Origin of the sequence: Catenulispora sp. GP43 (assembly GCF_041260665.1) — a bacterium.
Classification (GTDB): Bacteria; Actinomycetota; Actinomycetes; order Streptomycetales; family Catenulisporaceae; genus Catenulispora.
The window spans coordinates 282,802-306,524 of the sequence record NZ_JBGCCT010000001.1 but is presented as its reverse complement, the minus strand read 5'-3'; the positions used below and the strand labels follow the sequence as shown (position 1 = coordinate 306,524).

The following is a 23,723-nucleotide window of genomic DNA, read 5'->3' as shown; positions in this document are numbered from 1 at the left end:
GTCGTTCACGGTAGCTCAGTCCTGCTTTCCTGGCTCAGGAGCACCGAAGGCGGCCGGGCCGTCGGACGCGGTGGGGTTGGCGGGATCGGAGGGCTGCGACTCGCCGGGGTTGGCGGCGTCGCGGCCCTGGCGCAGCCCATTGTGGAAGCTGGCCAGGCGGGAGCGCACGGCTTCGGCCGAGCGCGCCGGGATGGGCGAGGGCGCGACCTTGGCGGCGCCGGTGCCGTCCGCCGAGCCGGGCACGAGGTTGGACCGCGGGACGCGCTTGGGCAGGCCCTTGGGGGTCAGGCCGGCCGCCACCGGCTTCTTGACCACCTCGGCGGCCTTCCAGCCGTCGTCGCCCGGCGACTGCCAGGTCTGGCCCGCGGAGCTCTGGTCGTCGGTCATGGGCTCCTTGGGTTCCTCGTGCGGTGCGGCGGGCCGGGCCGTGGCGCCGGGGAGGCCGGCGGCCGGCGCGGCCGGCGGGGTCGGGGCGCCGGGACCGGCCTCGGGGGCGGTCGGCGGAGCCGGGGTGGGCGCGGCAGCAGCCGCCTGGACGGGCTCGGCGGGGGCCTGCGGTCCCTGAGCCGGGAAACCGGTGCCGGAGCCCGCCAGCGGGTCTCCTGCGGGCTCTGTGCGCGGCCCCGGCACGGCCGGCCGGACCGGTTCGGCCGGACGCACCGCGCCGGCCTCCAGAGCGCTCTGCGGAATGGCGGTCCCCTCGCCGGCCCGCACCCGGAACCACTCGGACTCGATCGCGTTGAAGATCGAGGTGTCGTGCGCCGCCGGGTCCATCGGGATGGACTCGATCGGGGCGGTCAGCGGGTCGGGGTAGTCGGCGTAGCCGGTGCCGGAGGAGGACAGCGGGTCCGGTGCGGCGATCGGCTCGCCGGCCGGGGGCGCGAAGCCCGCGCCGCCCATCGTGTCGCCCAGCGGCTGCTGGAAGCCGGAGCCGGACAGGTCGGCGGCCGGCGGGGCGGCCGGTTCGCCGTACTGCGGGGCGTCGAAGCCGGGGCCGGACAGCGGTTCGCCGACCGGCGTGTGGAAGCCGGAGCCGGACAGGTCCGCGGCCGGAGCGCCGGCGGGGTCGCCGTACTGCGGGGCGTCGAAGCCGGGGCCGGACAGCGGTTCGCCGAGGGGGCGGCGGCCGAACGACGGGGCGTCGTTGCCGTAGCCCGTGCCGCCGGTCGGCGCCTCGGGCGTGGTGAACGGATTCCTCAAGCCCGCCATCGGGTCGCCGGGGCCGTCGTTCGCCGGAGCGCCGGCCGGGTCGCCGTACTGCGGAGCGTCGAAGCCGGGGCCGGACAGCGGTTCGCCGACGGGGCGGCGGCCGAACGACGGGGCGTCGTTGCCGTAGCCGGTACCGGTCGGGGCACCGGGCTGCTCGGCGAACTGCTGCGGCGTCTCGAAGCCCGGGCCGGCCAGCGGCTCGCCCATCGGACGGCGGCCGAAGGAGGGCGCGTCGTTGCCGTAGCCGGTCCCGCCCTGGGGTCCAGGCTGCGGGGCTTCGAACTGCGGCGGCTGGAACTGCGGAGCCTCGAACTGCGGCGGCTGGAACTGCGGAGCCTCGAAGGCGGGCCCGCTGTAGGTCTCGCCGGCGGGCTGCCCGCCGAACGGGGCCGCGGGAGCCTGCGGCTGGTCGCCGAAGCCGCTGTCCAGGTGCCCGCCGAACGGCGTCATGCGCACCTCGCCGGGCGCGGCGTACGGGTCGCCGGCGGCCAGTTCGGCACCGAGGTCGTTGTTCAGGCCGCCGCCCGACAGCGAGTCGGTGTTCGCGCTGAATCCGCCCGCGGCCGGGGCCTGCGGGGCCTGGCCGGGCGCGGCGAAGGGGTTCGCCGGCGGCGGCAGCAGCAGGTCGTCGTTCCCTTCCTGGGCCTCGCGGTACGCCGCGAACTCCCCGGTGTGCTCCATCTCCGGGATGTTCGGGAGCAGATCGTCGAAGCTGGAGTTGAAGTTCAGGGCCGGAGGTGCCGGGGGAGCCGGCGGCGCCTGGGGTGTCGGGTTCGGGACCCGGAACTGGCCGGTGTTCTCCATGCCCGGGGGCGGAGCCTGCGGAGTGTTCGGCCGGAAGTCGTACGTCGCGGTCCCGTCGAGCGCTTCGGCCAGGCGGCCGTCCAGCTCCGGTTCCGGCAGGACGAACTCCGGGCGCTCGAAGGCGCCGCTGCTGCCCGGGTCGGCGGGATCGCCCTCGCGGATCACCGGGGTCACGCCCTGCGACATGGCCTCGGTCTCGGCGAGCAGTTCGGCCAGGCCGGGCGGGGTGGCGTCGGTGCCGCGGTACGGCGGGGCCGCCGCGCTCACGTCCTCCCAGCCGTCTCCGTCGCCGCCGCCCGTCGGGACCCGCTCGCCGCCGAACGGCGGCAGCGGGGCCGGCTGCGCCGGCGGGCCCTGGAGCTCCTCGGCCCCGGGCAGCTCGCGCTGCTCGGCGCGCACCGCGCCGCCGGGGCGCCGCGGCAGGCCGGTGGAGGTCAGCGCGGGGAGCTGGCCGGTGTCGGCGATGTCGCCGAAGGTGCCGCGGTTGCCGCCCACGGCCGGGGCGTCGGACAGGTTGCCGGCCAGCAGCGCGGCCGGGACCAGCACCAGCGCGGTGATGCCGCCGGTGGCCGAGCGGCGCAGCCGCACCTGGATGCCGTGCCGGGTGGCCAGCCGGCCGACCACGAACAGGCCCATGCGGCGGGAGATGGCGACGTCCACGACCGGCGGGTTGGCCAGCCGCTCGTTGGAGTCGTCCAGTTCCTCCGGGGTCATGCCGATGCCGGAGTCCTCGATCTCCAGCATCACGCCGCCGGTGTTCAGCAGGTTGCCGGTGACCGAGACCTTGGTCTCCGGCGCGGAGAACGACGTAGCGTTCTCCAGCAGCTCGGCGACCAGGTGGACGACGTCGTTCACGGCGCGGCCGGCGACCTCGACGGTGGGCAGGTCGCGCAGGGTGACCCGCTCGTACTGCTCCACCTCGGAGGCCGCGGCGCGCAGCACGTCGATCAGCGGGACCGGCTGCGACCAGCGGCGCCCGGGCTCTTCACCGGCGAGGACCAGCAGGTTCTCACCGTTGCGGCGCATACGGGTCGCCAGGTGGTCCAGCTTGAACAGCGAGGCCAGCTGGTCCGGGTCCTGCTCGGCGTTCTCCAGCTCGTCGATCAGCCGCAGCTGGCGCTGCACCAGCGACTGGGACCGGCGCGAAAGGTTGGTGAACATCGCGTTGACGTTGTTCCGCAGCATGGCCTGCTCGGTCGCCAGCCGGACCGCCTCGCGGTGCACCTCGTCGAACGCGCGGGCCACCTGGCCCACCTCGTCGGTGCTGGACAGGGCGATCGGGGCGATCGGTTCCAGCGGCTCGCTGCCGTCCGCGTCGCGCAGGCGGCGCACCATCTCGGGCAGCCGGTTGCCGGCGATCTCCAGCGCGGTGTTCTGCAGCACCCGCAGCGGCCGCACCAGCGACCGCGCGATCAGGGCGGTGGCCACGGACACCACGAGCAGCACGCCGATGATGACGCCGATGTTCAGGTACATGGTGTCGCGGGCGCTGTTGGCCAGCGAGTCGGCCCGCGACACCAGGGCGCTGGCCTGCTCCGCACGGACCTTCTTGTACTTGTCGAGCAGCGCGTTGTACTGCGTGTACACGCTGCCGGGGACCAGCTGGTCGCCCTGGTCGCTGGTGCCGCCGTTGGCCAGCTTGTCGTCGATCGTGGTCAGGTACTGGTTCGCGCCGGTGTAGGACTCGTCGACGTCCACCGTGTCGCTGAGCGACTGCTGCATCTGCGTGGTGGCGGTGGTCTTGAACTCGGTGCGGGTGGAGGCCAGGTCCGAGATCAGGCCCTGCAGCTTGGCCAGGTTGTCCTGGGCCTGGTTGGGGTTGGCGCTGACGGCCAGGACGGTGAGGAACCCGCGCTCGCGCGAGGCCGTCTCGGTCATCTTGCCCAGGTCCGACAGCGACCGGGAGTCGTTGATCAGCTGCTGGTCCCCGGCGTCGGCGGCGACGAACTCGTAGAGGTTGTCCAGGCTGTCCAGCACCTTGTTGTACTGGTCGAACACGCTCAGCGGGTTGGAGTACGAGCCGTCCACCGCGGTGTGCAGGGCCTCGATGCCGGTCATGTTGGCCTCGGCGTCGGCGATCGCGGCCAGGGTGTCCGCCGGGTAGGAGCCGTCGATCTTGTTCAGGACCGGCGTCATCGCGTCCGACGCGCGGTCGGTGATCTTGCGCTGGGTGGCCATCGAGGTGGTCAGGTTGGTCAGCGTCGCGCTGTTGGCCCCGGGTGTCCGGAACGCCATCATCTCGATGCTGATGTCCCGCTCGTCGTGCAGCGCGTCGATCAGGTCCGACAGCGGGCTGGCCGCGGCCGCCATGGTCTTGGCGTGGTCGTAGGTCTGCACGTTGCCGACCTGCTGCACGATCCGGGCCGCGGCGCCGAAGATGGTCGCCACCAGCGGCACGATGACCAGCACCACCAGACGGGTGCGGACGCGCCAGTTGCGGGGGGCGAAGCGGTTGGCGGGCCCGGTGGGGACCGCGGGAGGTGGTTGGTGGCCCCCGCCGCCCTCCGGCTCCTGGGAGGTGGGGACTGGACGTTGTCCGGGCAGCACGCCGTCACGGACCCCGCGCGGAAGCTCGCCGGGAGCGGTGCGGCCGGCGGCCGCGTCGGATATGGATCCGCCGGGCGGTGGCCCGCCCACACCGCGCTCCGGGAAAGGAGCCGGCGGACGGCGCGGGGACACGGGTCGAGTCTGCACTGGCCCTCACAGCTTTCTTTGCAACCGGGCCGCTACTGCGGCGGGTGGGGCGCCACACGGGGCTCGCGGTCTCTAGGTTTCAAGCAACGCATTCCAGCACAGGAGAGCGAGTGTGGCCAAGGGCGGGGGTTGACAGAGGTACGGTTCGGTGCGTTATAGGCGGATAAACCGGGCAAGGGGTCCGCGCATATGCGTATCCTTACTCGTGCATTAGTGCTAGTCGATCTCAACGGTGACGTAGGGGTCCGGCGGCCCATGTATTACGATGCGCCGACCGGCTTCATCGAAAACCCTGTAGGGGGCAGCGCAGTGCGATCAGCCAAACCCCGAGCCCGTTCGCGCAGGACCTCGGCGATCGTCCTGAGTCTGGTGCTCACAGCGTCCGCGGGTGCCGCCACGGCGTGCAGCAGCAGCACCTCCTCGGGTTCCGCGATGCCGACCCACGGAGCGTTGGAACAAAATCATCTTCGAATAGGCATCCCCAAGGGTGAGATCGGCGCACTGCCCATCTACACCGGAGTCGACAAGGGCTATTTCAAGGACCAGGGGATCGATGTCACGATCGATGATTCCTATTCCTCCTACCAGGCGGCGCTCCAGGCCCTGAACGACGGCAAAGTCGATCTGGTCTACGACGACTACGTGCACGCGATCCTGGCCCAGTCCACCGGCGCCTACCGGCTGCAGCTGGTCGCCGAGGGTTACACCGCCGGCGACGGCAGCGTGGAGCTGGTCGGCAACCCCACGACCATCAAGAGCGCCGACGAGATCAGGAACGTGTTCGGCGCGGCCGGCGGGTTCCTGGTGCCGACCTCCGGGACCAACGACGCCAACGACGCCTACACGGTCCCCACGGTCATGCTGATGACCTCGCTGCCGAACCTGGCCAACAGCCTGCGGATCAAGGCGGCCAACTCGGCGGCCCACCTGAAGTCCATGGCGCCCGGCGCCGTGGTGGACAAGCTGACCGCCACCAAGGCCCCGATGGCGGCCGTCCTGGCCGAGCCGTACTTCAGCGTCGCGATGAACAACAACCAGCTGTCCAACCTGATGGACCTGACCCGCGGCTCGACGCAGGCCATGCCGATGGGCGGCTACTTCGCCAAGCAGGACTTCGCGGTGGCCGACACCAACCTGTTCAAGGCCTTCACGGGGGCGCTCAACCAGGCCAAGAACGTGACCTCGCAGCGCGCCACGGCCATGGCCGAGATGCAGATCCACTACGGCACCACGGCGAACTCCACGGTCGCGGCGAGCCTGAGCTTCGGCACATACCCGACCACCGTGAACGTCGACCGGGTGGACCGCGTCCTGACCCTGATGCAGAGCCTGGACCTGGCGCAGTATTACAACATCGACACGATGATGCCGCCGGACGCGCTGCGCAGCACGGGCTGACGGGGCTGTCGCACCGTCCGCGCCTGCGTCGTCACAGGTCGGCGCAGTTAGGCTCGGACGGTGAGTACGGTGAGTGAAGAGACGCCGCAGGGCGTGCGGTTCCGTTCGGACATGACCGTGGAACTGGTGAAGGCCTCGGCCTCCGACAGCGACGTGCTGTGGGCGGCGCGGGTGTCGACCAGGGGCGAGCAGTCGATCGAGGACGCCGGCGCCGACCCCGCCCGCTCCGCCGGACTGATCAACTTCCTTATGCGCGACCGGCACGGCTCGCCGTTCGAGCACTCGTCGATGACCTTCCTGGTGTCCGCGCCGATCTTCGTCTTCCGCGAGTTCATGCGGCACCGGGTCTGGTCCTACAACGAGGAGAGCGGCCGCTACCGCAAGCTGGAACCGGTGTTCTACGTGCCGGGCCCGGAGCGGAAGCTGGTGCAGGAGGGCAAGCCCGGCAAGTACGTGTTCGTCCCGGGCACCCCGGAGCAGCACAAGACGGCCGAGGAGACGGTCCGCCGCTCCTGCGAGGCCAGTTATGCCGCCTACCTGGAGATGCTCGACGCCGGCATCGCCCGCGAGGTGGCCCGCACCGTGCTCCCGGTCGGGATCTATTCCTCGATGTACGCCACCTGCAACGCCCGCGCGCTGATGCACTTCCTGTCGCTGCGGACGAAACACGAGGACGCGACGTTCCCGTCGTTCCCGCAGCGTGAGATCGAGATGGTCGCCGAGCAGATGGAGGCGTCCTTCGCCGAGCTGATGCCGCTGACGTACGCGGCCTGGCAGGCGAACGGACGGGTCGCGCCGTAGCGGGTGGTCCTTCGGCAGTCGCGAAGTGCTCACTGTTGGTAGTCCTAAAGAGTGAAAAACGACCAGTGGGGCAATCTGACCCGTAACGCGCCCCTCGCGGCTCTGTTAACACGGTGGACCCCGTCCCCACCGGACCCCCGAGCGGTGGAGACGGGGTCCGTCCATTCAGCAGCTCTACGCGTTTCACGTAAGCAGCGCCAGATATTCGATCACCGGTGCGGGCCGGTACCTTTGTGCCATGCCCGAGAACGCGCACCCCGCCGAGCCCGCCACGGCCCTACAGCCAGACAACGCCCTCTGGTCGGCCGGGGCGCCCTTCGGCCGCATGATCACCGCGATGATCACGCCCTTCCAGGCGGACGGCTCCCTGGACCTGGACGGTGCGCAGAAACTGGCCGCGCACCTGGTGGACGCCGGCAACGACGGCCTGGTGGTCTCCGGCACCACCGGCGAGTCGCCGACCACGTCCGACGCCGAGCAGGCGAAGCTGCTGCGAGCGGTCCGTGAGGCGGTCGGCGACCGGGCGTCGGTGATCGCCGGCGTCGGCACCAACAGCACCGCGCACACGCTGGAGCTGGCCCGGCGGGCCGAGGCCGACGCCGACGCGCTGCTGGTCGTGACCCCTTACTACAACAAGCCGACCCAGGAGGGCCTGTACCGGCACTTCACCGCGGTGGCCGACGCCACTTCGCGGCCGGTCGTGCTCTACGACATCCCGCACCGCTCCGGCATCCCGATCGAGGTCGACACCCTCAAGCGGCTGGCCGGACACGACCGGATCGTCGCGGTCAAGGACGCCAAGGGCGACCTGGTCGCCGGGTCGGAGGTCATCGCCGCCACCGATCTGGCCTACTATTCGGGGGACGACCCGCTGACCCTGCCGTGGCTGTCGGTCGGGGCGGTCGGCGTGGTGAGCATGTCCGGGCACCTCGCGGCGCCGCGCATCCGCGCGATGATCGCCGCGTATCTGACCGGCGACGTGGCCGAGGCGGCCCGCCTGCACGCCGAACTGCTCCCGGTCCACGCCGGTGTGACGAGTCTGCCAGGTGTGATCTCTCTCAAGACGGCAATGAACATGCTGGGACTGCCCGGCGGCCCGGTGCGGCTGCCCCTGGTCGAGGCGACCGAGGAGCAGCAGGCCCGGCTCAAGACGTTTCTCGCCCAAGGCGGCGTGAAGATCTAGCAAGGAGCGGACCAGAGGTCCGCGGAACACAAAGGAAAACTGCATGAGCCATCCGCATCCGGAACTCTCCGGACCCCCGCCGTTGCCGCGGGGCGCGCTGCGAGTGACCCCGCTCGGCGGCCTCGGAGAGATCGGTCGCAACATGACCGTCTTCGAGTACGGCGGCAAACTGCTCATCGTCGACTGCGGCGTCCTCTTCCCGGAGGAGGCCCAGCCCGGCGTCGACCTGATCCTGCCGGATTTCAGCTCCATCCGGGACCGGCTGGACGATGTGGTCGGCGTGGTGCTGACGCATGCCCACGAGGACCACATCGGCGGGGTGCCGTACCTGCTCAAGGAAGCCCCGGACATCCCGCTGATCGGCAGCAAGCTGACCCTGGCGCTGGTCGAGGCCAAGCTCGCCGAGCACCGGATCCGGCCGTACTCGCTGCAGGTCGTCGAGGGCGACGTGGAGCAGATCGGGCCGTTCGAGTGCCGCTTCGTGGCGGTCAACCACTCCATCCCGGACGCCATGGCCGTGGCGATCAAGACCCCGGCCGGCACGGTGTTCCACACCGGCGACTTCAAGATGGACCAGCTGCCGCTGGACGACCGGCTCACGGACCTGGCGACCATCGCCGAGCTCGGCAAGTCCGGCATCGACCTGCTGCTGGCGGACTCCACCAACGCCGAGGTGCCGGGCTTCGTCACCTCCGAGCGGGAGATCACCCCGGTGCTGGACCGGGTGTTCGGCCGGGCCAAGGGGCGCATCATCGTGGCCTCCTTCGCCTCGCACGTGCACCGCGTTCAGCAGGTCTGTGACGTGGCCGCGGCGCACGGCCGCAAGGTGGCGCTGGTCGGCCGGTCCATGGTCCGCAACATGGCCGTGGCCCGCGACCTGGGCTACCTGAAGGTGCCGGCGGACCTGATCATCGATCTGAAGGAGATCGACGACCTGCCCGACGACAAGGTGGTGCTGATGTGCACCGGGTCGCAGGGCGAGCCGATGGCCGCGCTGTCCCGCATGGCCAACCGCGACCACCAGGTGCGCATCACCGGTGAGGACACCGTGATCCTGGCGTCCTCGCTGATCCCCGGCAACGAGAACGCGGTGAACCGGGTGATCAACGGCCTGACCCGCTGGGGCGCCACGGTCGTGCACAAGGGCAACGCCATGGTGCACGTCTCCGGGCACGCCGCGGCCGGCGAGCTGCTGTACTTCTTCAACCTGGCCAAGCCGCGCAACTTCATGCCGGTGCACGGCGAGTGGCGGCACCTGCGCGCCGCGGCCGACCTGGCGATGAAGACCGGCGTCCCGCAGGACCGGGTGGTGATCGCCGAGGACGGCGTCACCGTGGACCTGGTGGACGGCGTCGCGCGCATCACCGGCAAGGTCGACGCCGGCTACGTCTACGTCGACGGCAGCTCGGTGGGCTCGGTGACCGAGGCCTCGCTGAAGGACCGGCGGATCCTGGGCGACGAGGGCTTCGTGTCGGTGTTCGTCGCGGTGTCGGCCGACACCGGGGCCATCGTCACCGGCCCGGTCATCACCGCCCGCGGCTTCGGCCTGGACGACCAGACGCTGGAGCAGGCCAAGCCGCTGATCGTGCAGGCGCTGGCGGACGCGGCGGCCGAGGGCATCGGCGACACCCACCAGCTGCAGCAGCTGGTGCGCCGCTCGGTCGGGCGCTGGGTGTCCAACACCACACGGCGCCGCCCGATGATCCTTCCGGTGGTCGTCGAGGTCTGAGCACGGGCCGGACGCGTCCGGCACGCCTGGGCGGGCCATCCTTTCGGTGCAGAAACGAAAGGATGGCCCGCCGCTTTGCTCCCGGGCTGTAATGGATGCGGGACGAGGGGCGGCCTTCGTGGGGCGGAGCCGCCTCCTCGGCCAGGGGGAACCCAAGCATCGGCACCTCACCGGGGGGTCAGGGGCGGGGGTTCGTACGGGGGAACGGGGAAAACGGGGGAACGGGGAAAACGGGGGTAACGGGGGTGGCCGGGATCGTCGGCCCGCATCCGGCGGGCGGGGCGGTCCCGGCCATATGGGATTCCTCCCGGCGGCCCCGACATGGACCGGACTGCCGGGGCCGGCGGGGGCTACCGGCGGTTCGCCGCTATCAGTTCGGCGCCCAGACCGGTCAGCCGGTGCCGGACACTGCGTCCGGTGCGCTCGGTGACGACCAGTCCGGCCGAGCGCAGAGCGGCGGCGTGGGCCGAGGCGGTGGGTGCCTTGACGCCCAGGCGCACCGCCAGCTCGCCGGTCGTGGGATCGTCGCCGATGGCGCGCAGCGCGGCGGCGCGGGCCCGGCCGATGAGCGAGGCCAGGCCGTCGTGGGGCGGCCCTTCCGCGGTGAGCGCGGCGGCCGCCTCCAGATCGGAGACCGGGTAGGCCATCATCGAGCGCCGGCCGGGGGCGATCAGCGAACCGACGTAGTGCCCGAACACCGACGGGGTGAACGTCAGCCCGTCGCCGCGCAGGTCGTAGCGCCAGTCCGGGACCTTGGCGACGGCCAGCGAGAGCTGCTCGGGCTCCCAGCTCAGCTTGGGGTGCAGGTCGTTCAGGACCGCGCCGGGGCCGTCGGTGGCCATCTGGCGGGCCCGGCGGCCGATGTCGGCGTCCAGGGCGCGGCGGATGTCCGGCCAGTCGTCGGCCAGGCAGGCGGTGAACAGCGCGTGCATCGCGTCGGTCAGCATCGGGATCAGCCGGTCGCCGTGGTCGCGCAGGGCTTCGTAGGCCCGGGAGGGGCGGCGCTCCCAGGTGTCGAAGATCGTGAAGTCCAGCGCCAGCTCGGTGTCGCGGACCGCGCGCAGCGCGTCCAGCTCCTCGTCCACGCCGCGGTGCAGGCGCCCGCCGGGCGGCAGGTCCGGGATCAGGAAGGCCGGGGCGTAGTTGGGGATCGCGTTCAGCAGCTCCATCAGCGGCCGGCAGCGCTCGGGGATCTGCCGCAGGGCCCCGGCCAGCCAGCGCCGGTGCGCCGAGCGCAGGGGGCGGGTGGAGCCCATCTGGTCCAGGCCGCGGACCAGGTTCACCAGGGGAGAGGTCTCGAAACCGATGTTCGCCAGGTCGGCACTGGTCATGGGGATGCCGACCACGCCCCACCCCCTCTTCGCCCGCCCGCGTCCGCTCCGGCCGACGGTGTGCCAACCCCCTGACAACCGACGACCCCGCCGGCTGCCGTCGCTCGCATGATACGCCGCGAGCCCCCGACCGCGTGCGGTCAGGGGCTCGCTATGCGTGATGGTGCGAGGTGTCGCCTCAGGCGGCGGCCTCGGCCAGCTCGCCGGCGGTCAGCTTCTCCGCCAGCGCCTTCCACGCCGGGACCTTCTCGCCGAACTTGGCGGCCAGCTCGGTCACCTCGGCGTCGATCTTCGTGCGGTCCGCACCCTCGATGGCGGACAGGATGCCGAACAGCTCCTCGGAGTCCACCTTCAGGTGCAGGTTCTTGCCGTCGGCGGCGGCGAAGTAGCAGAAGCCGCCACCCAGCGGCGTGAACCGCTTCATGTCACCGAAGACACGCCCGCCGCCGGCACCACCGGCACCGGCCCGCACGGATGCGCGCGCTGTCTTGCTTTCCTTCTTGGCACCGGCCACGACGGCCCTCCTCGATAGTCCCGGCGCGTCGTGCAGACGCGGACGAACCAGCTGATGAATGGGGGATCGACCCGCCTGGAAAGGGCGCACACGCGAATACTGCGCGGCACCCACAAGGGGCCGACCGAACTACTTTAGCCTGAACGGCCGCCCAGACGGGAATCGGCCGCCGGGCCCGCCCGGGCTCGCACGCCCGGGCGAACTTGCGTGTGGCGGGCGGTGCCGGTGGGACATCACCGGTAGCCTGGTCATCATGGCCACCCGTACGCCCTCCAAGAACAGCAAGGCAACGGCAGCCACATCCGCGTCGAAATCCGGCTCGAAGACCTCCGCGAGGTCGGCCGGATCTGGGTCTTCTGGATCCAGGGGAGCGGCCGGGGGCGCCGCTGCGAAGAAGGGGCGCGGCAAGGCTGCCGCGTCCGGCACCGCGTCCTCGACCGCGCCTGCGTCGAAGAACGCCCAGAATCCGCGGGCGCGCTCCGCCCGCAACGCCGGGCCGCTGGAGAAGGGCATCGGCCGGCTGGCCACCGGCTCGCGCCGGGGCGCCGGCCGGGCCTCGCAGGGCGCCAAGTCGCTGCACCCGGACCACCGCCGCGACGGTGTCGGCTTCGCGCTGATCGGCCTGGGGATAGTGATGGCCGCGGCGCTGTGGCACGGGTTCCCCGGCGCGGTGCCGCAGGCCATCGTCGCGATCGTGGCCGGCGGCTTCGGCCGGGTCGGCGCGTTCACGCCGCTGCTGGTCTTCGGGCTGGCGGTGCGGGTGATCCGGCGGCCGGAGGAGGCCGCCGACACCAACCGGATGTCCATCGGCTGGGGGGCCTTCACCGTCGCCGCGGTCGGCCTGATCCACATCGCCGGCCACATGCCGCACCCCTCGGACGGGGCCACTGCGATGCGCGACGCCGGCGGCTGGATCGGCTACGCGATCTCCGCGCCGCTGGTCTCGACGGTGTCCTCGTTCGTCGCCGTGCCGCTGCTGGTCCTGCTGCTGCTGTTCGGCGTGCTGGTCATCACCGCGACGCCGGTGTACCGGATCCCGGAGCGGATCCGGGCCGGACGCGGGCACGCCGGCGGGTTCCTGCACTGGATGATCTTCGGCGACCGCGAGGACCCGGACGCGCTGGCCGCGGAGGAGGACGACCCGTACGGGATCCTGCCCGAGGACGACCCCTCGGACAACGAGGTGCGCAACCAGAGGCTGCAGCAGACCGTCGCCGCCGAGAACGAGCCGACGATCTTCATCCCGATGCTGGACGAGGCCGGGGACGCCACGCCGGACGCGGTGCCCGCCGAGGACGACGGCGCCCAGGTGACGATCCCGGTCGCCCGCACCCGCAAGTCCGGCGGCAAGAAGGCCGCGGCCTCGGCTCCGGCGGCCGGGGCCTCGCCGAAGGACGCGGTCCAGGCGGCGATGGAGCTCTACGCGGCCAACGCCGACCCGAACGCCGAATACAAGCTCCCGCCGCCGGACATGCTGCGGGTCGGGGCGCCGCCGAAGACCCGCTCCAAGGTCAACGACGCCGTGGTGGCCGCGCTGGTCGAGGTGTTCAAGCAGTTCAACGTGGACGCCAAGGTCGTCGGCTTCACCCGCGGCCCGACGGTCACCCGGTACGAGGTCGAGCTGGGCCCGGCGGTCAAGGTGGAGCGCATCACCGCGCTGTCGAAGAACATCGCGTACGCGGTGGCCTCGGCGGACGTCCGGATCCTGTCGCCGATCCCCGGCAAGTCCGCGATCGGCATCGAGATCCCGAACACCGACCGGGAGAACGTGTCGCTGGGCGACGTGCTGCGCTCGGTGGAGGCCACCGGCGAAGCGCACCCGATGATAGTGGGACTGGGCAAGGACGTCGAAGGCCGGCACATCGTGGCCAACCTGACGCGCATGCCGCACATGCTGGTGGCCGGCGCGACCGGCGCCGGCAAGTCCACCTGCATCAACACCCTGATCGTCTCGGTGCTGCTGCGCGCCACCCCGGACCAGGTGCGGCTGATCCTGGTGGACCCCAAGCGGGTCGAGCTGACCAGCTACGAGGGCATCCCGCACCTGATCACGCCGATCATCACCAACCCCAAGAAGGCCGCCGAGGCGCTGCAGTGGGTGGTCCGGGAGATGGACCTGCGCTACGACGACCTGGCCGAGTCCGGCTTCCGGCACGTCGACGACTTCAACGCCGCGGTGAAGGCCGGCAAGCTCAAGCCGCTGCCGGGCTCGGAGCGGGTGTACCAGCCCTACCCGTACCTGCTGGTGATCGTCGACGAGCTCGCCGACCTGATGATGGTGGCCCCGCGCGACGTCGAGGACTCCATCGTCCGCATCACCCAGCTGGCCCGGGCCGCCGGCATCCACCTGGTGCTGGCCACCCAGCGCCCGTCGGTGGACGTGGTGACCGGCCTGATCAAGGCGAACGTGCCCTCGCGGCTGGCCTTCGCCACCTCCTCGCTGGCCGACTCCCGGGTCATCCTGGACCAGCCGGGCGCGGAGAAGCTGGTCGGCCAGGGCGACGCGCTGTTCCTGCCGATGGGCGCCTCCAAGGCCCAGCGGCTGCAGGGCGCGTACGTGTCGGAGACCGAGATCTCGGCGGTCGTGAATTTCTGCAAGGACCAGCTGACCCCGCTCTACCGCGAGGACGTCACCGGCCAGGCGGCGTCGAAGAAGGTGGCCGAGGAGGAGATCGGCGACGACCTGGACCTGCTGCTGCAGGCCGCGGAGCTGGTGGTGTCCACGCAGTTCGGGTCGACCTCGATGCTGCAGCGCAAGCTGCGGGTCGGGTTCGCCAAGGCCGGGCGGCTGATGGACCTGCTGGAGACCCGGAACGTGGTCGGGCCCTCGGAGGGGGCCAAGGCGCGGGACGTGCTGGTGCGGCCGGACGATCTGGAAGGCCTGCTGGACTCGATCCGGGCCGAGGCCGGGGCGGGATAGGGCGGAGCGGCGCCCGCACCCGCCGGCGGCTTGGCGGCCCTACTTCGGGCCCGGCCTGTTCCCCGTCGGCGCGCTCTGGCCCGCCGATGTCGTGTGTCCGGAGCCGGTCGTGTAGCCGACCGGCCCGCTGTGCGTCGCCTGGCTGGTCAGGTCGACCAGGGTGGCGGCCTCGGCGTTGGAGCGGATCGACTGGATGCCGCTGATCGCGCTCGCCTTCGACTCGTACGCCTCGCCGACGGCGATGATCTCGCCGTTCCCGGCTTTGAGGCGGAACCGGTACTTCCCGGCCTTGTCCTTGTAGACCTCGAACTTCCCAGCCATCGTCCAGTCCTTTCGGTAGTGCGGTCCCCCTCACGGTCGTCCGCCTTCGCGGCCTCGCGCCATCGCACGTGCGCCGTTCGTGCCTTGTCGACAAGTCGATGGAGATGACCCGTACGACCTATCAATACGACATATGGGCGAATCAACCCTCCAGCTCGCCTCAATCCACTCGATCTGGGGCATAGCCATCTGTGCGGGGGTGTGCGCGGCGGGAGGTCCGGCGGGCTTACGGATCGGGTGAATCGAGGTGTGTCGCATGGGCGGTCAGCGGGCTGAGGACGAGCGGGACGGCACGGGTGTCGGGCTCGACGAGGCGGACGATCTGCGCGGCGGGCGCTTCGTCGAGGATGAGGTCGCCGGCGGCGGGGTAGCGGGAGGCGTCGGTGGTGGTGTCGGTGCGCGGACTGCGGCGCGCACCGGCACTGTCACCGATGTCGCCGCTGAGCGCGCCACCGAGCGCGCCACCGCCACGGCCACCGAGGCGGATGCCGCCGAGTCCGGCGCCCAGGCTCCGGTCGCGGCGCCGGCGCCGACGCCGACGGCCGCCGTGCCGGCCGCGGCGTCCGAGCCGGGGTCGGCTCCCGACCCCGACAAGGTCCCGGCGGCCAAGTCCGCCGAGGCGGCCGAGCCTTCCGACCTGACCGACTCGCAGATCGTCGGCCGGCGCCTGGCGTTGGCCCGGCAGCACGCGGGTCTGTCGATCGAGGAGGTCGTGGCGGCCACCCGGATCCGGCCGGGCATGCTGCGCGAGATCGAGGCGGGGGACTTCGTGCACTGCGGCGGCGACGTCTACGCCCGCGGGCATGTGCGGGCCATCGCCAGGGTCGTGGGCATCGACCCGGAACCGCTGCTGACCGAGCACCCGCCGTTCGTGCCGACCGACCTTCCGGTGCGGGGACGGTCGCGGGTGGTGTCGCGGGCCGAGGCGCCCAAGGCCCCGGCCGCTTCGGCCGAGGACCGCACGCTCGGCACAGGTGGGGACAAGCACTCGAAGACGCCGGGCTCCAACGTGGTGCCGACCAACGCGGTGCCGACCAGCGCGGCCCGGGACAACGCCGCGCGGTTCGCGGGGCGCGCTCCGAGCCGGGTGATCCGGCCGGCAGCCGAGGGCGCGACGCTCGCGGCCGCGGGCAAGGGCACGGCAGCGGACAAGACGCACGCGGCCGGCGCCGGCGGCAAGGGCGGCGGCTCCGGATCCGTCAGGCCGCCCCAGCCCCGCCGCAAGGACGACCCGGGCAAGATCGAGCGGCATCCCAAGTCGGCGAACTGGACCGCCGCGATGCTGGTGGCGCTGCTCGGCCTGGTGGTCTTCGCCGGCGTGCAGCTGATCGGCGACGACGGCGGCGGCAAGGCCGCCCCGGCCGCGGCCCCGGCTCCCGCGCGGAAGCCGGTCGCGGCCAAGCCCACGCCCCCGCCGCCCCCGCCGGCGCCCAAGGGCGTCGCGGTCCGGATCGCCGCCGTCGGCTCCGACAGCTGGCTGAACGTGACCGGCCCCGACGGCCACGTCCTGTTCGACAGCATGCTGCCGGCCGGCAGCACCCAGAGCTTCCAGGACCCCAAGCAGCTCGGTGTGACCCTCGGCAACGCCGCGGCGGTGCACATGACGCTGAACGGCAAAGACCTCGGCTCGGCCGGCGGCAGCGGCCAGGTCGTGCACGTGACCCTGAACCCGACCGGCGCGGTGACCGGCTGAGTGAGGTTCTCCGCGAGGACGGACGAGGACGGACGAGGGCGGACGAGGGCGGCGACCATCGCGGTCGCCGCCCTCACTCATCTCCGCACACAATCCGCACGGCTTCTCCACCACGGGCTCGCCGTCCGCTGTTTCGATGAAGCATGACCATCTCCGCCGTCACCAGCTCCGCTTCGACGTCCTACCTCGACGCCGTCGCGGCGACCGATGCCGCCCGTTCCTACAAGCAGGACCTGATCACCGCGCTCGCCATCGCACCGGGCCACCGGGTGCTGGACGTCGGCTGCGGTCCCGGGACCGATCTCGCGGCGCTGGCCGAAGCTGCCGGTCCGGCGGGAGCGGTGCTCGGCATCGACCAGGACCCCCGGATGGTCGCGACCGCCCAGGCGCGGATGGCCGATCGGCCGACGGTCCTGGTGCGCCACGCGGACGCCCACCGGCTGCCGTTCGAGGACCACAGCATCGACCGCGCCCGCGCTGATCGCGTCCTGATGCACGTCGCGGACCCGGCGGCGGTGCTGGCCGAGATCCATCGGGTGCTGCGCGCCGGCGGTCTGCTCACCCTGGCCGAGCCGGACTGGGACACGCTCGCCGTCGACCACACCGATCTGGCGGTCAGCCGTGCCTTCACCCGGTACGTCGCCGAGCGCGTCAACCGCAATCAGGCCATCGGACGGCAGCTGCCGCGCCTCGCCGTGCACGCCGGGTACACCCTGCGGGCCGTTCGCAACGAGGCCGTGGTGGTCACGGATTTCCAGACCGCCGAGACCATCCTGGGGCTGCGCCGCAACACCGAGCGCGCGGTGGCCGCCGGCTACCTCACCGAGCAGGACGCCGCCGCCTGGCTCGGCCATCTCACCGCTGACACGTTCTTCGCGACCGTGTCCTTCGTGACCGTGGTCGCCGAGTCAGCACTCGCTCTCGTCTGAAGCCTTCTCCAGCAGCTCCGCCACGATCGCCAGTTCCTCGGCGTTCAGCCGTGACAGGCCGGGTGCCGGCTCGGCGAGGATCCGGATCGCGGTCACGGCTGCGGAGTGTCCCTCGGGGGTGAGCTCGACCATCTTCGCGCGGCGGTCGTCCGGGGCGACGCTGCGGGTCACCAGGCCGCGCTCCTCGAGGTCGTCGACCACGGTGGTGGTGTAGGGCTTGTCCCAGCCCAGGCGGGCGGCCAGCTCGCTCATCCGGAGCGGGCCGTGCACCAGCCGGCGCAGCGCGCGCGACCGGCCGAAGCTCAGGCCGGTCGCCTTCTCCACCGCACCGCGCACGTCGCGCTGGTGGAGCACCAGCTTCTGCATCGCGGCGTGTGCGCGGTACGCGTCGTGGCTGGGGTAGTCGGTCATCGCAGTGCGGGGATCCCCGTGTCGGTGGTCGGCTCGGCCTGCTCGGTCAGCTGGGCCGAGGTGCGCGCGGCCGTCGCCGCCGCGTGCTTACCGGTCGTGAGCATACCTAGTACGAACACTGCAAGGCCGCAGCCGAACAGGATCCACCAGCCCGCGTGGCTGGCCGCCGGCAGACCGGTGCGGGCCGGGCCCGTCGCCCGGGCCACCACCACCGAGCCGATGATCGCCACGCCGAGCGTCTGCCCGACCTGCCGGCTGGTGGAGGCCACCGCCGCCGCGACGCCGGCCTGCGCCCGCGGCATGCCGGAGACCGCGGTGTTGGTGATCGGCGGGTTGAGGGTGCCGAAGCCCACGCCCAGGATCGCGTAGGCGATCAGCAGCAGCGCCACCGGCGTCGTCGCGCTCAGCCCGGTCAGCAGCAGGGCGCTGAGCGCCAGCAGCACGCCGGCGGCGATCAGCGGGACCCGCGGGCCGTGGTCGGCCACCCAGCGGCCCGAGCGCGGCCCGACGATGACGCTGGCCGCCGCGATCGGCAGGGTCAGCAGTCCGGCCTTCAGCGCGCTGTAGCCGAGGGCGTCCTGCAGATACAGGGTGTTCATGAACAGGAACCCGGACAGGGCCAGGAACCCCGAGATCGCCATCAGCGTGGCGCCGGAGAACGGCAGGCTCCGGAAGAACCGCGGGTCGATCAGCGGCTGTTCGCGGCGCAGTTCGTAGGCCACGAAGCCGGCGGCCGCCGCGACGGCCGCCACGAACACGGCCACGGTCTGCCCCGACACCCACCCGACCCGCGGCGCCTCGATGATCGCGTAGGTGACGCCGGCCAGGAACGCGATGCCGAGCACCTGCCCGACCGGGTCGAAGCGGCGGGCCCTCGGGGCCTTGGACTCCGGCACGAAGATCCCGGTCAGCAGCACGGCCGCGACCCCGATCGGCACGTTCAGCCAGAAGATGGACCGCCAGCTGGCCGCGCTCAGCAGCAGGCCGCCGACCACCGGGCCGGCCGCCATGCTCACCCCGAATGCCGCCGACCACACGCCTATCGCCTTGGCGCGGTCCTTGTTGTCGGTGAACACGTTGGTGATGATCGACATCGCGACCGGGTTCATCATGGCGCCGCCGACGCCCTGCAGGGCGCGCGAGCCGACCAGCGCGCCGAGGTTGGGCGCCAGCGCGCACAGCACCGAACCGACGACGAACAACGAGGTGCCGGTCATGAACACGCGGCGCCGGCCGAACCGGTCGCCGAGCGAGCCGGCCAGGATCAGCAGCGAGGCCAGGGTGAGGGTGTAGGCGTCGATGGTCCACTGCAGCCCGGAGACCGGGGCGCGCAGGTCGCGCTGGATGGAGGGCAGGGCCACGTTCACGGCGGTGTTGTCCACACCGACGATGAACAGGCTCAGACAGCAGATGGCCAGGATGAGATAACGACGGTTCGCGCTCTCGGGCACGGAGCCTCCCCAAGAAAGATTGTGTCTGCATAACCATTGTAAGCACACAACTGTTGTGTCTGGCCAACTATTCTTCGCGCTGTAGCCTGGTGGCCATGTCCGGCACCGTGTCCCCAGCGACTCCTCAGGCATCTCCGCGCCGCACTGTGGCCCTGGTCACGCTGGGCTGCGCCCGTAACGACGTGGACTCCGAGGAGCTGGCCGGCCGGCTCGCGGCCGACGGCTGGGATCTGGTCGACGATCCCAACGGCGCGGACATCGCGGTGGTGAACACCTGCGGGTTCGTCGAGGCCGCCAAGAAGGACTCGATCGACACGCTGATCGCCGCCGCCGACGCGAAGGCTGAGAACGCGGCAGGGGCCGGCCCCAAGGCCGTCGTCGCCGTCGGCTGCCTCGCCGAGCGCTACGGCCAGCAGCTGGCCGAGGCGCTGCCGGAGGCCGACGCAGTCCTGGGCTTCGACGACTACCAGGACATCAGCGCGCGGCTGAACTCGATCCTGCACGGCGAGCGCCCGGTCTCCCATGTCCCGCGCGACCGGCGCACCCTGCTCCCGCTGACGCCGGTGGACCGGCAGGCCGCCAAGGGCGGTGTCGCGGTGCCGGGCCACGGCGACACCGGGGACGTCGCCGAGACGGCCGTCGCGGCCGGGACCGCGACCGGGACCGGGAGCGAGCCCGGGACCGAGACCGCCGAGCGCCCGGACGACCCGACCCTGTCCCCGGTCGCCCCGCCGACCCGCCGCGTGGTGCGCCGCCGCCTCGACGACGGCCCCTCGGCCCCGCTGAAGCTGGCCTCCGGCTGCGACCGCCGCTGCTCGTTCTGCGCCATCCCGGCCTTCCGCGGCTCCTACCTGTCCCGCCGCCCGCACGACATCCTCGACGAGGCCCGCTGGCTGGCCGGGCAGGGCGTGCGCGAGCTGGTCCTGGTCTCGGAGAACTCCACTTCCTACGGCAAGGACCTCGGCGACCTGAAGCTGCTGGAGACGCTGCTGCCGGAGCTGGCCGGGATCGACGGCGTGGACTGGCTGCGGGTCAGCTACTTGCAGCCGGCCGAGATGCGCCCGACGCTGATCGACGTGATGGCTTCCACCGAGGGCGTCGTGCCCTACTTCGACCTCTCCTTCCAGCACTCTTCCCCCGGCCTGCTGCGCCGGATGCGCCGCTTCGGCGGCACCGAGGCGTTTCTGGAGCTGCTGGAGACCATCCGCACCCGGGTGCCGCACGCCGGGGTCCGGTCCAATTTCATCGTCGGCTTCCCGGGCGAGACCGCCGCGGACTTCGAGGAGCTGGAGACGTTCCTGTCGCAGGCGCGGCTGGACGCGATCGGCGTGTTCGGGTACTCCGACGAGGACGGCACCGAGGCCGCCGGCTACGACGGCAAGCTCGACGAGGACGAGATCGCCGAGCGCGTGGCGCACCTGACCGGCCTGGCCGAGGAGCTGACCGCGCAGCGCGCCGAGGACCGGGTCGGCGAGCGTATCGACGTGCTCGTGGAATCCGTGGCGCACGACGGCGTGGCCGAGGGCCGCGCGGCCTTCCAGGGCCCGGAGGTCGACGGCTCGGTCATGCTGGTCCCGGCCCTGGAGCCGGGTGCCCCCGCGGTGGAGCTCGTGCCGGGCGCGATCGTGCCGGCGAAGGTGGTCGGGAGCGAGGGAGTGGATCTGCACGCCGTGGCGATCACTCCCCTAAGCTTGGTCGGGTGAAGCCCGCGCCCCCAGACCCGCTGACGCAGGAGGCGTCCCCGGCGGGTCTGTGGAACATGGCCAACATCCTGACGATGGTGCGGCTGCTGCTGGTCCCGGTCTTCGGGTTCCTGCTGGCGTACGACCACGGCCAGTCGGCGGCCTGGCGGGGCATGGCCTGCGCGGTGTTCGTGGTCGCGAACATCACCGACACCCTGGACGGCAAGGTCGCCCGGGCCCGCAACCTGGTCACCGACTTCGGCAAGATCGCCGACCCCATCGCCGACAAGGCCCTGATGGGCACCGCGCTGGTGATCCTCAGCGCGCTCGGCGAGCTGAGCTGGTGGGTCACGATCGTGATACTGGCCCGCGAGCTGGGTGTCACGCTGCTGCGGTTCTGGGTGCTGAAGTACGGCGTGATCGCGGCCAGCCAGGGCGGCAAGCTCAAGACCTTCCTGCAGGGCTTCGCGATCCTCTTCTACCTGATCCCGACCACGGCGCAGTGGTGGCACTGGGTGAGCGTGGTGACGATGGCCGCCGCGCTGGTGCTGACGGTGGTGACCGGGGTGGACTACGTCGTGCGGGCGGTGCGGCTGCGGATGGCCGGGGAGAAGCGCGGTGGCTGACGGGACCGGAGACCTCGCCCGCCGCCTGGTCCTGGACGGTACGGCCGAGGGCTTCACCGTCGCGGTCGCGGAGTCGCTGACCGGCGGGCTGCTGGCCGCGGCGATCACCTCTGTTCCGGGCGCTTCGGCAGTGTTCCGCGGCTCTGTGACCGCCTACGCCACCGAGATCAAGGCCTCGGTGCTCGGCGTGGACGCCGCCCTGCTGGCCCGCGAGGGCGCGGTGGACGCCGAGGTGGCACGGCAGATGGCGGCGGGCGTCCGGCGTCTGCTCGGTGCGGATGTCGGCCTGGCCACGACCGGTGTCGCCGGGCCCACCGAGCAGGACGGCAAGCCGGTGGGGCTCGTCTACATCGGGTACGCGGGCCCCGGCTCGGAGCCGATCGCCGAGGAGCTGCGGCTGACCGGTGACCGTGAGGCCATCCGCGCGCAGGCGGTCCGGCAGGCCCTGGCCCTGGCGTTCAAGAACGGCTGAGTCGGAACCCGAGCACCCGCGCCACGCCGAAGAGCGCGGCGCCGCACAACGCGTACGAGCCGAGCACGTCCGACACCCAGTGGTAGTCCATCCACACCAGCGAGAAGCCCACGGCCAGCGCCCACAGCGTCATCGCGGCGGCGATCGCGATCCGGGCCCGGTGCCCGGTGAACACGAAGGCCAGGATCAGCGCCGCGGTGCCGTATCCGAGCATCGTGTTGCCGGTGTGGCCGGACGGGAAGTAGCCGAGGCCGCCAGACAGCGCCTGGCCGGCCATACTGGGGCCGGGCCGGTCGCCGACGGCCTTCAGGAGCAGCACGACCAGCAGGGCCGCGTAGCCGGCCGCCATCGCGAGGATCGGGCGCCAGCTGCGCCGTACCGCCGCCGCGCCGAGGCCGACCAGCGCCATCGCGGCCATCGGCACCTGGACCGGGAACGGCACGCCGTGGACGGTGACGCCGCCGCCGAGGTCGGCGATGGTCTTGAAGACGGGCCAGCGGTGGTGCCCGTCGGTCGCGTGCGCCACGTTCTGGACGTGGTCCCGGGCCCACACGTCGAACGAGGTCAGGAACGTCGGCCGGGCCAGGACGAGTACCCAGAGCACGAGGAAGACGCCCAGCAGGATCAGCGGGATCCGGATCTCGGGCTGCCGCAGCGCGCGCCGCCACTCCGGGACCTGCTTCCCCGCGTCCGGTCCGGCAGCCGGGACTTCTTCCCGGACGGTGCCGGGCTCGCCGGTACCTGAGGCGGAAGCGGCGATCTGCGCATCTGTCATCAAGAACAACTCTCGCATACGCCGACCGGCTAGCGTGCCGGTATGGAACGCGTCACCATCATCACCGGAGGCGGCCGCGGCATCGGCCGGGCCACCGCCCTGCGCCTGGCCCGCGACGGCCACGACATCGCCTTCAGCTATCTCAGCGACGACGCCTCGGCCGAGGCGACCGCCGCGGAGGTCCGCGAGCTCGGCCGCCGGTGCGTGCCGGTCCGGATGGACACCACCGACGAGGCGGACGTGGAGCGGCTCTTCGACACCGCGATCGGCGAGCTCGGCGGGCTGACCGGGTTGGTGAACAACGCCGGCGTGACCGGTCCGCTGACCCGGCTCGTGGACGCCGACGCGGCGGACATCCGCCGGGTCGTGGACGTGAACGTGGTCGGCTATCTGCTGTGCTGCCGGCGCGCGGCCAAGGAGATGGCGCAGCGCGGGGGCGGCGCGATCGTGAACGTCTCCTCCGGGGCGGCGACCCTCGGTTCCCCGAATGACTATGTGCACTACGCCGGAGCCAAGGCCGCGGTCGACTCGATCACCGTGGGGCTGTCGCGGGAGCTGGGGCCGGACGGGATCCGGGTGAACTCGGTGCAGGCCGGTCTTGTCCGGACCCGCATCCACGCCGACATGGGAGACCCGGACCGTGCCGAAAAGCGCGGCGCGCTGGTGGCTCTCGGGCGGCCCGGCGAGCCGGAGGAGATCGCGGCGGCCATCGCGTGGCTGCTCAGCGATGACGCGAGTTATGCCACCGGCGCGGTGCTGAGGGTGGCCGGCGGGCTTTAG

Annotated in this window: 17 protein-coding genes and 1 pseudogene; 11 read left to right on the top strand and 7 right to left on the bottom strand. The window is 72.0% G+C overall.

Going from position 1 to position 23,723, the window contains the following annotated elements; all coding sequences use genetic code 11:
* Positions 1-15: 15 nt before the first annotated feature.
* The gene (locus ABH926_RS01360) at positions 16-4,650 is read right to left on the bottom strand and encodes a nitrate- and nitrite sensing domain-containing protein (protein ID WP_370363368.1); all 4,635 of its coding nucleotides are present in this window, start codon (positions 4,648-4,650) and stop codon (positions 16-18) included.
* 426 nt (positions 4,651-5,076) lie between these two features.
* Here ABH926_RS01360 and ABH926_RS01355 point away from each other — a divergent pair, with 426 nt between their 5' ends.
* The 4 genes from ABH926_RS01355 to ABH926_RS01340 all read left to right on the top strand — a co-directional run bounded on the left by ABH926_RS01355 (position 5,077) and on the right by ABH926_RS01340 (position 9,818).
* Positions 5,077-6,105 (top strand): ABC transporter substrate-binding protein, encoded by a 1,029-nt coding sequence (locus ABH926_RS01355; protein WP_370363367.1) that lies wholly within the window; start codon positions 5,077-5,079, stop codon positions 6,103-6,105.
* 111 nt (positions 6,106-6,216) lie between these two features.
* Positions 6,217-6,906: an FAD-dependent thymidylate synthase gene (thyX, locus tag ABH926_RS01350; RefSeq protein WP_370363809.1), complete on the top strand. Its 690-nt coding sequence runs from the start codon at positions 6,217-6,219 to the stop codon at positions 6,904-6,906.
* Between the two features lie 325 nt (positions 6,907-7,231).
* The gene (dapA, locus tag ABH926_RS01345) at positions 7,232-8,089 is read left to right on the top strand and encodes a 4-hydroxy-tetrahydrodipicolinate synthase (protein ID WP_370363808.1); all 858 of its coding nucleotides are present in this window, start codon (positions 7,232-7,234) and stop codon (positions 8,087-8,089) included.
* Between the two features lie 43 nt (positions 8,090-8,132).
* Positions 8,133-9,818 (top strand): ribonuclease J, encoded by a 1,686-nt coding sequence (locus ABH926_RS01340; RefSeq protein WP_370363366.1) that lies wholly within the window; start codon positions 8,133-8,135, stop codon positions 9,816-9,818.
* A gap of 350 nt (positions 9,819-10,168) precedes the next feature.
* On the opposite strand, the gene ABH926_RS01335 is transcribed toward ABH926_RS01340, so the two are convergent.
* On the bottom strand, positions 10,169-11,164 hold the full coding sequence (locus ABH926_RS01335; RefSeq protein ID WP_370363365.1) for a DUF5937 family protein: 996 nt from the start codon (positions 11,162-11,164) through the stop codon (positions 10,169-10,171).
* 163 nt (positions 11,165-11,327) lie between these two features.
* A complete protein-coding gene (locus ABH926_RS01330) occupies positions 11,328-11,573 on the bottom strand; it encodes a hypothetical protein (protein ID WP_370363364.1) in 246 nt (81 codons plus the stop codon).
* Positions 11,574-11,916: 343 nt separating this feature from the next.
* Here ABH926_RS01330 and ABH926_RS01325 point away from each other — a divergent pair, with 343 nt between their 5' ends.
* Complete coding sequence (locus ABH926_RS01325; RefSeq protein WP_370363362.1) at positions 11,917-14,583, top strand: DNA translocase FtsK 4TM domain-containing protein; 2,667 nt, start codon at positions 11,917-11,919, stop codon at positions 14,581-14,583.
* A gap of 147 nt (positions 14,584-14,730) precedes the next feature.
* Here ABH926_RS01325 and ABH926_RS01320 read toward each other — a convergent pair.
* A pseudogene (locus ABH926_RS01320) lies at positions 14,731-14,904 on the bottom strand (YegP family protein); the annotation flags it as partial.
* 256 nt (positions 14,905-15,160) lie between these two features.
* Here ABH926_RS01320 and ABH926_RS01315 point away from each other — a divergent pair.
* Both ABH926_RS01315 and ABH926_RS01310 read left to right on the top strand, forming a co-directional pair.
* Positions 15,161-16,597 carry a helix-turn-helix domain-containing protein gene (locus tag ABH926_RS01315; protein WP_370363361.1) on the top strand — a complete coding sequence of 479 codons (1,437 nt, stop codon included), beginning with the start codon at positions 15,161-15,163 and terminating at the stop codon, positions 16,595-16,597.
* Between the two features lie 143 nt (positions 16,598-16,740).
* Positions 16,741-17,526: a methyltransferase domain-containing protein gene (locus ABH926_RS01310; RefSeq protein WP_370363360.1), complete on the top strand. Its 786-nt coding sequence runs from the start codon at positions 16,741-16,743 to the stop codon at positions 17,524-17,526.
* Here the strand turns inward: ABH926_RS01310 and ABH926_RS01305 are convergent.
* Both ABH926_RS01305 and ABH926_RS01300 read right to left on the bottom strand, forming a co-directional pair.
* A complete protein-coding gene (locus ABH926_RS01305) occupies positions 17,506-17,937 on the bottom strand; it encodes a MarR family winged helix-turn-helix transcriptional regulator (protein WP_370363359.1) in 432 nt (143 codons plus the stop codon). The genes ABH926_RS01310 and ABH926_RS01305 overlap by 21 nt on opposite strands.
* Complete coding sequence (locus ABH926_RS01300; RefSeq protein WP_370363358.1) at positions 17,934-19,388, bottom strand: MFS transporter; 1,455 nt, start codon at positions 19,386-19,388, stop codon at positions 17,934-17,936. Before ABH926_RS01300 ends, ABH926_RS01305 begins: the two co-directional genes overlap by 4 nt.
* A gap of 95 nt (positions 19,389-19,483) precedes the next feature.
* Between ABH926_RS01300 and rimO the strand changes: the two genes are divergently transcribed.
* The 3 genes from rimO to ABH926_RS01285 are packed head-to-tail and all read left to right on the top strand — an operon-like array spanning position 19,484 to position 22,168.
* Positions 19,484-21,091 carry a 30S ribosomal protein S12 methylthiotransferase RimO gene (gene rimO, locus ABH926_RS01295; protein ID WP_370363357.1) on the top strand — a complete coding sequence of 536 codons (1,608 nt, stop codon included), beginning with the start codon at positions 19,484-19,486 and terminating at the stop codon, positions 21,089-21,091.
* Positions 21,088-21,696 (top strand): CDP-diacylglycerol--glycerol-3-phosphate 3-phosphatidyltransferase, encoded by a 609-nt coding sequence (gene pgsA / locus ABH926_RS01290; RefSeq protein WP_370363356.1) that lies wholly within the window; start codon positions 21,088-21,090, stop codon positions 21,694-21,696. The genes rimO and pgsA overlap by 4 nt, the downstream gene beginning before the upstream one ends.
* Positions 21,689-22,168, top strand: a complete 480-nt coding sequence (locus ABH926_RS01285) for a CinA family protein (RefSeq protein ID WP_370363355.1) — start codon at positions 21,689-21,691, stop codon at positions 22,166-22,168. The genes pgsA and ABH926_RS01285 overlap by 8 nt, the downstream gene beginning before the upstream one ends.
* On the opposite strand, the gene ABH926_RS01280 is transcribed toward ABH926_RS01285, so the two are convergent.
* A complete protein-coding gene (locus ABH926_RS01280) occupies positions 22,155-22,943 on the bottom strand; it encodes a phosphatase PAP2 family protein (protein WP_370363354.1) in 789 nt (262 codons plus the stop codon). The genes ABH926_RS01285 and ABH926_RS01280 overlap by 14 nt on opposite strands.
* Before the next feature lie 42 nt (positions 22,944-22,985).
* Here ABH926_RS01280 and ABH926_RS01275 point away from each other — a divergent pair, with 42 nt between their 5' ends.
* A complete protein-coding gene (locus tag ABH926_RS01275; protein ID WP_370363353.1) occupies positions 22,986-23,723 on the top strand; it encodes an SDR family oxidoreductase in 738 nt (245 codons plus the stop codon).

What these genes read in the sequence shown, in the direction of transcription:
- thyX (WP_370363809.1), top strand. Translation starts at nt 6,217, where the DNA reads ATGACCGTGGAACTGGTGAAGGCCTCGGCCTCCGACAGCGACGTGCTG.
- dapA (WP_370363808.1), top strand. Translation starts at nt 7,232, where the DNA reads ATGATCACCGCGATGATCACGCCCTTCCAGGCGGACGGCTCCCTGGAC.
- ABH926_RS01340 (WP_370363366.1), top strand. Translation starts at nt 8,133, where the DNA reads ATGAGCCATCCGCATCCGGAACTCTCCGGACCCCCGCCGTTGCCGCGG.
- ABH926_RS01330 (WP_370363364.1), bottom strand. Translation starts at nt 11,573, where the DNA reads ATGAAGCGGTTCACGCCGCTGGGTGGCGGCTTCTGCTACTTCGCCGCC.
- ABH926_RS01325 (WP_370363362.1), top strand. Translation starts at nt 11,917, where the DNA reads ATGGCCACCCGTACGCCCTCCAAGAACAGCAAGGCAACGGCAGCCACA.
- ABH926_RS01315 (WP_370363361.1), top strand. Translation starts at nt 15,161, where the DNA reads ATGGGCGGTCAGCGGGCTGAGGACGAGCGGGACGGCACGGGTGTCGGG.
- ABH926_RS01310 (WP_370363360.1), top strand. Translation starts at nt 16,741, where the DNA reads ATGACCATCTCCGCCGTCACCAGCTCCGCTTCGACGTCCTACCTCGAC.
- ABH926_RS01305 (WP_370363359.1), bottom strand. Translation starts at nt 17,937, where the DNA reads ATGACCGACTACCCCAGCCACGACGCGTACCGCGCACACGCCGCGATG.
- rimO (WP_370363357.1), top strand. Translation starts at nt 19,484, where the DNA reads ATGTCCGGCACCGTGTCCCCAGCGACTCCTCAGGCATCTCCGCGCCGC.
- ABH926_RS01280 (WP_370363354.1), bottom strand. Translation starts at nt 22,943, where the DNA reads ATGACAGATGCGCAGATCGCCGCTTCCGCCTCAGGTACCGGCGAGCCC.
- ABH926_RS01275 (WP_370363353.1), top strand. Translation starts at nt 22,986, where the DNA reads ATGGAACGCGTCACCATCATCACCGGAGGCGGCCGCGGCATCGGCCGG.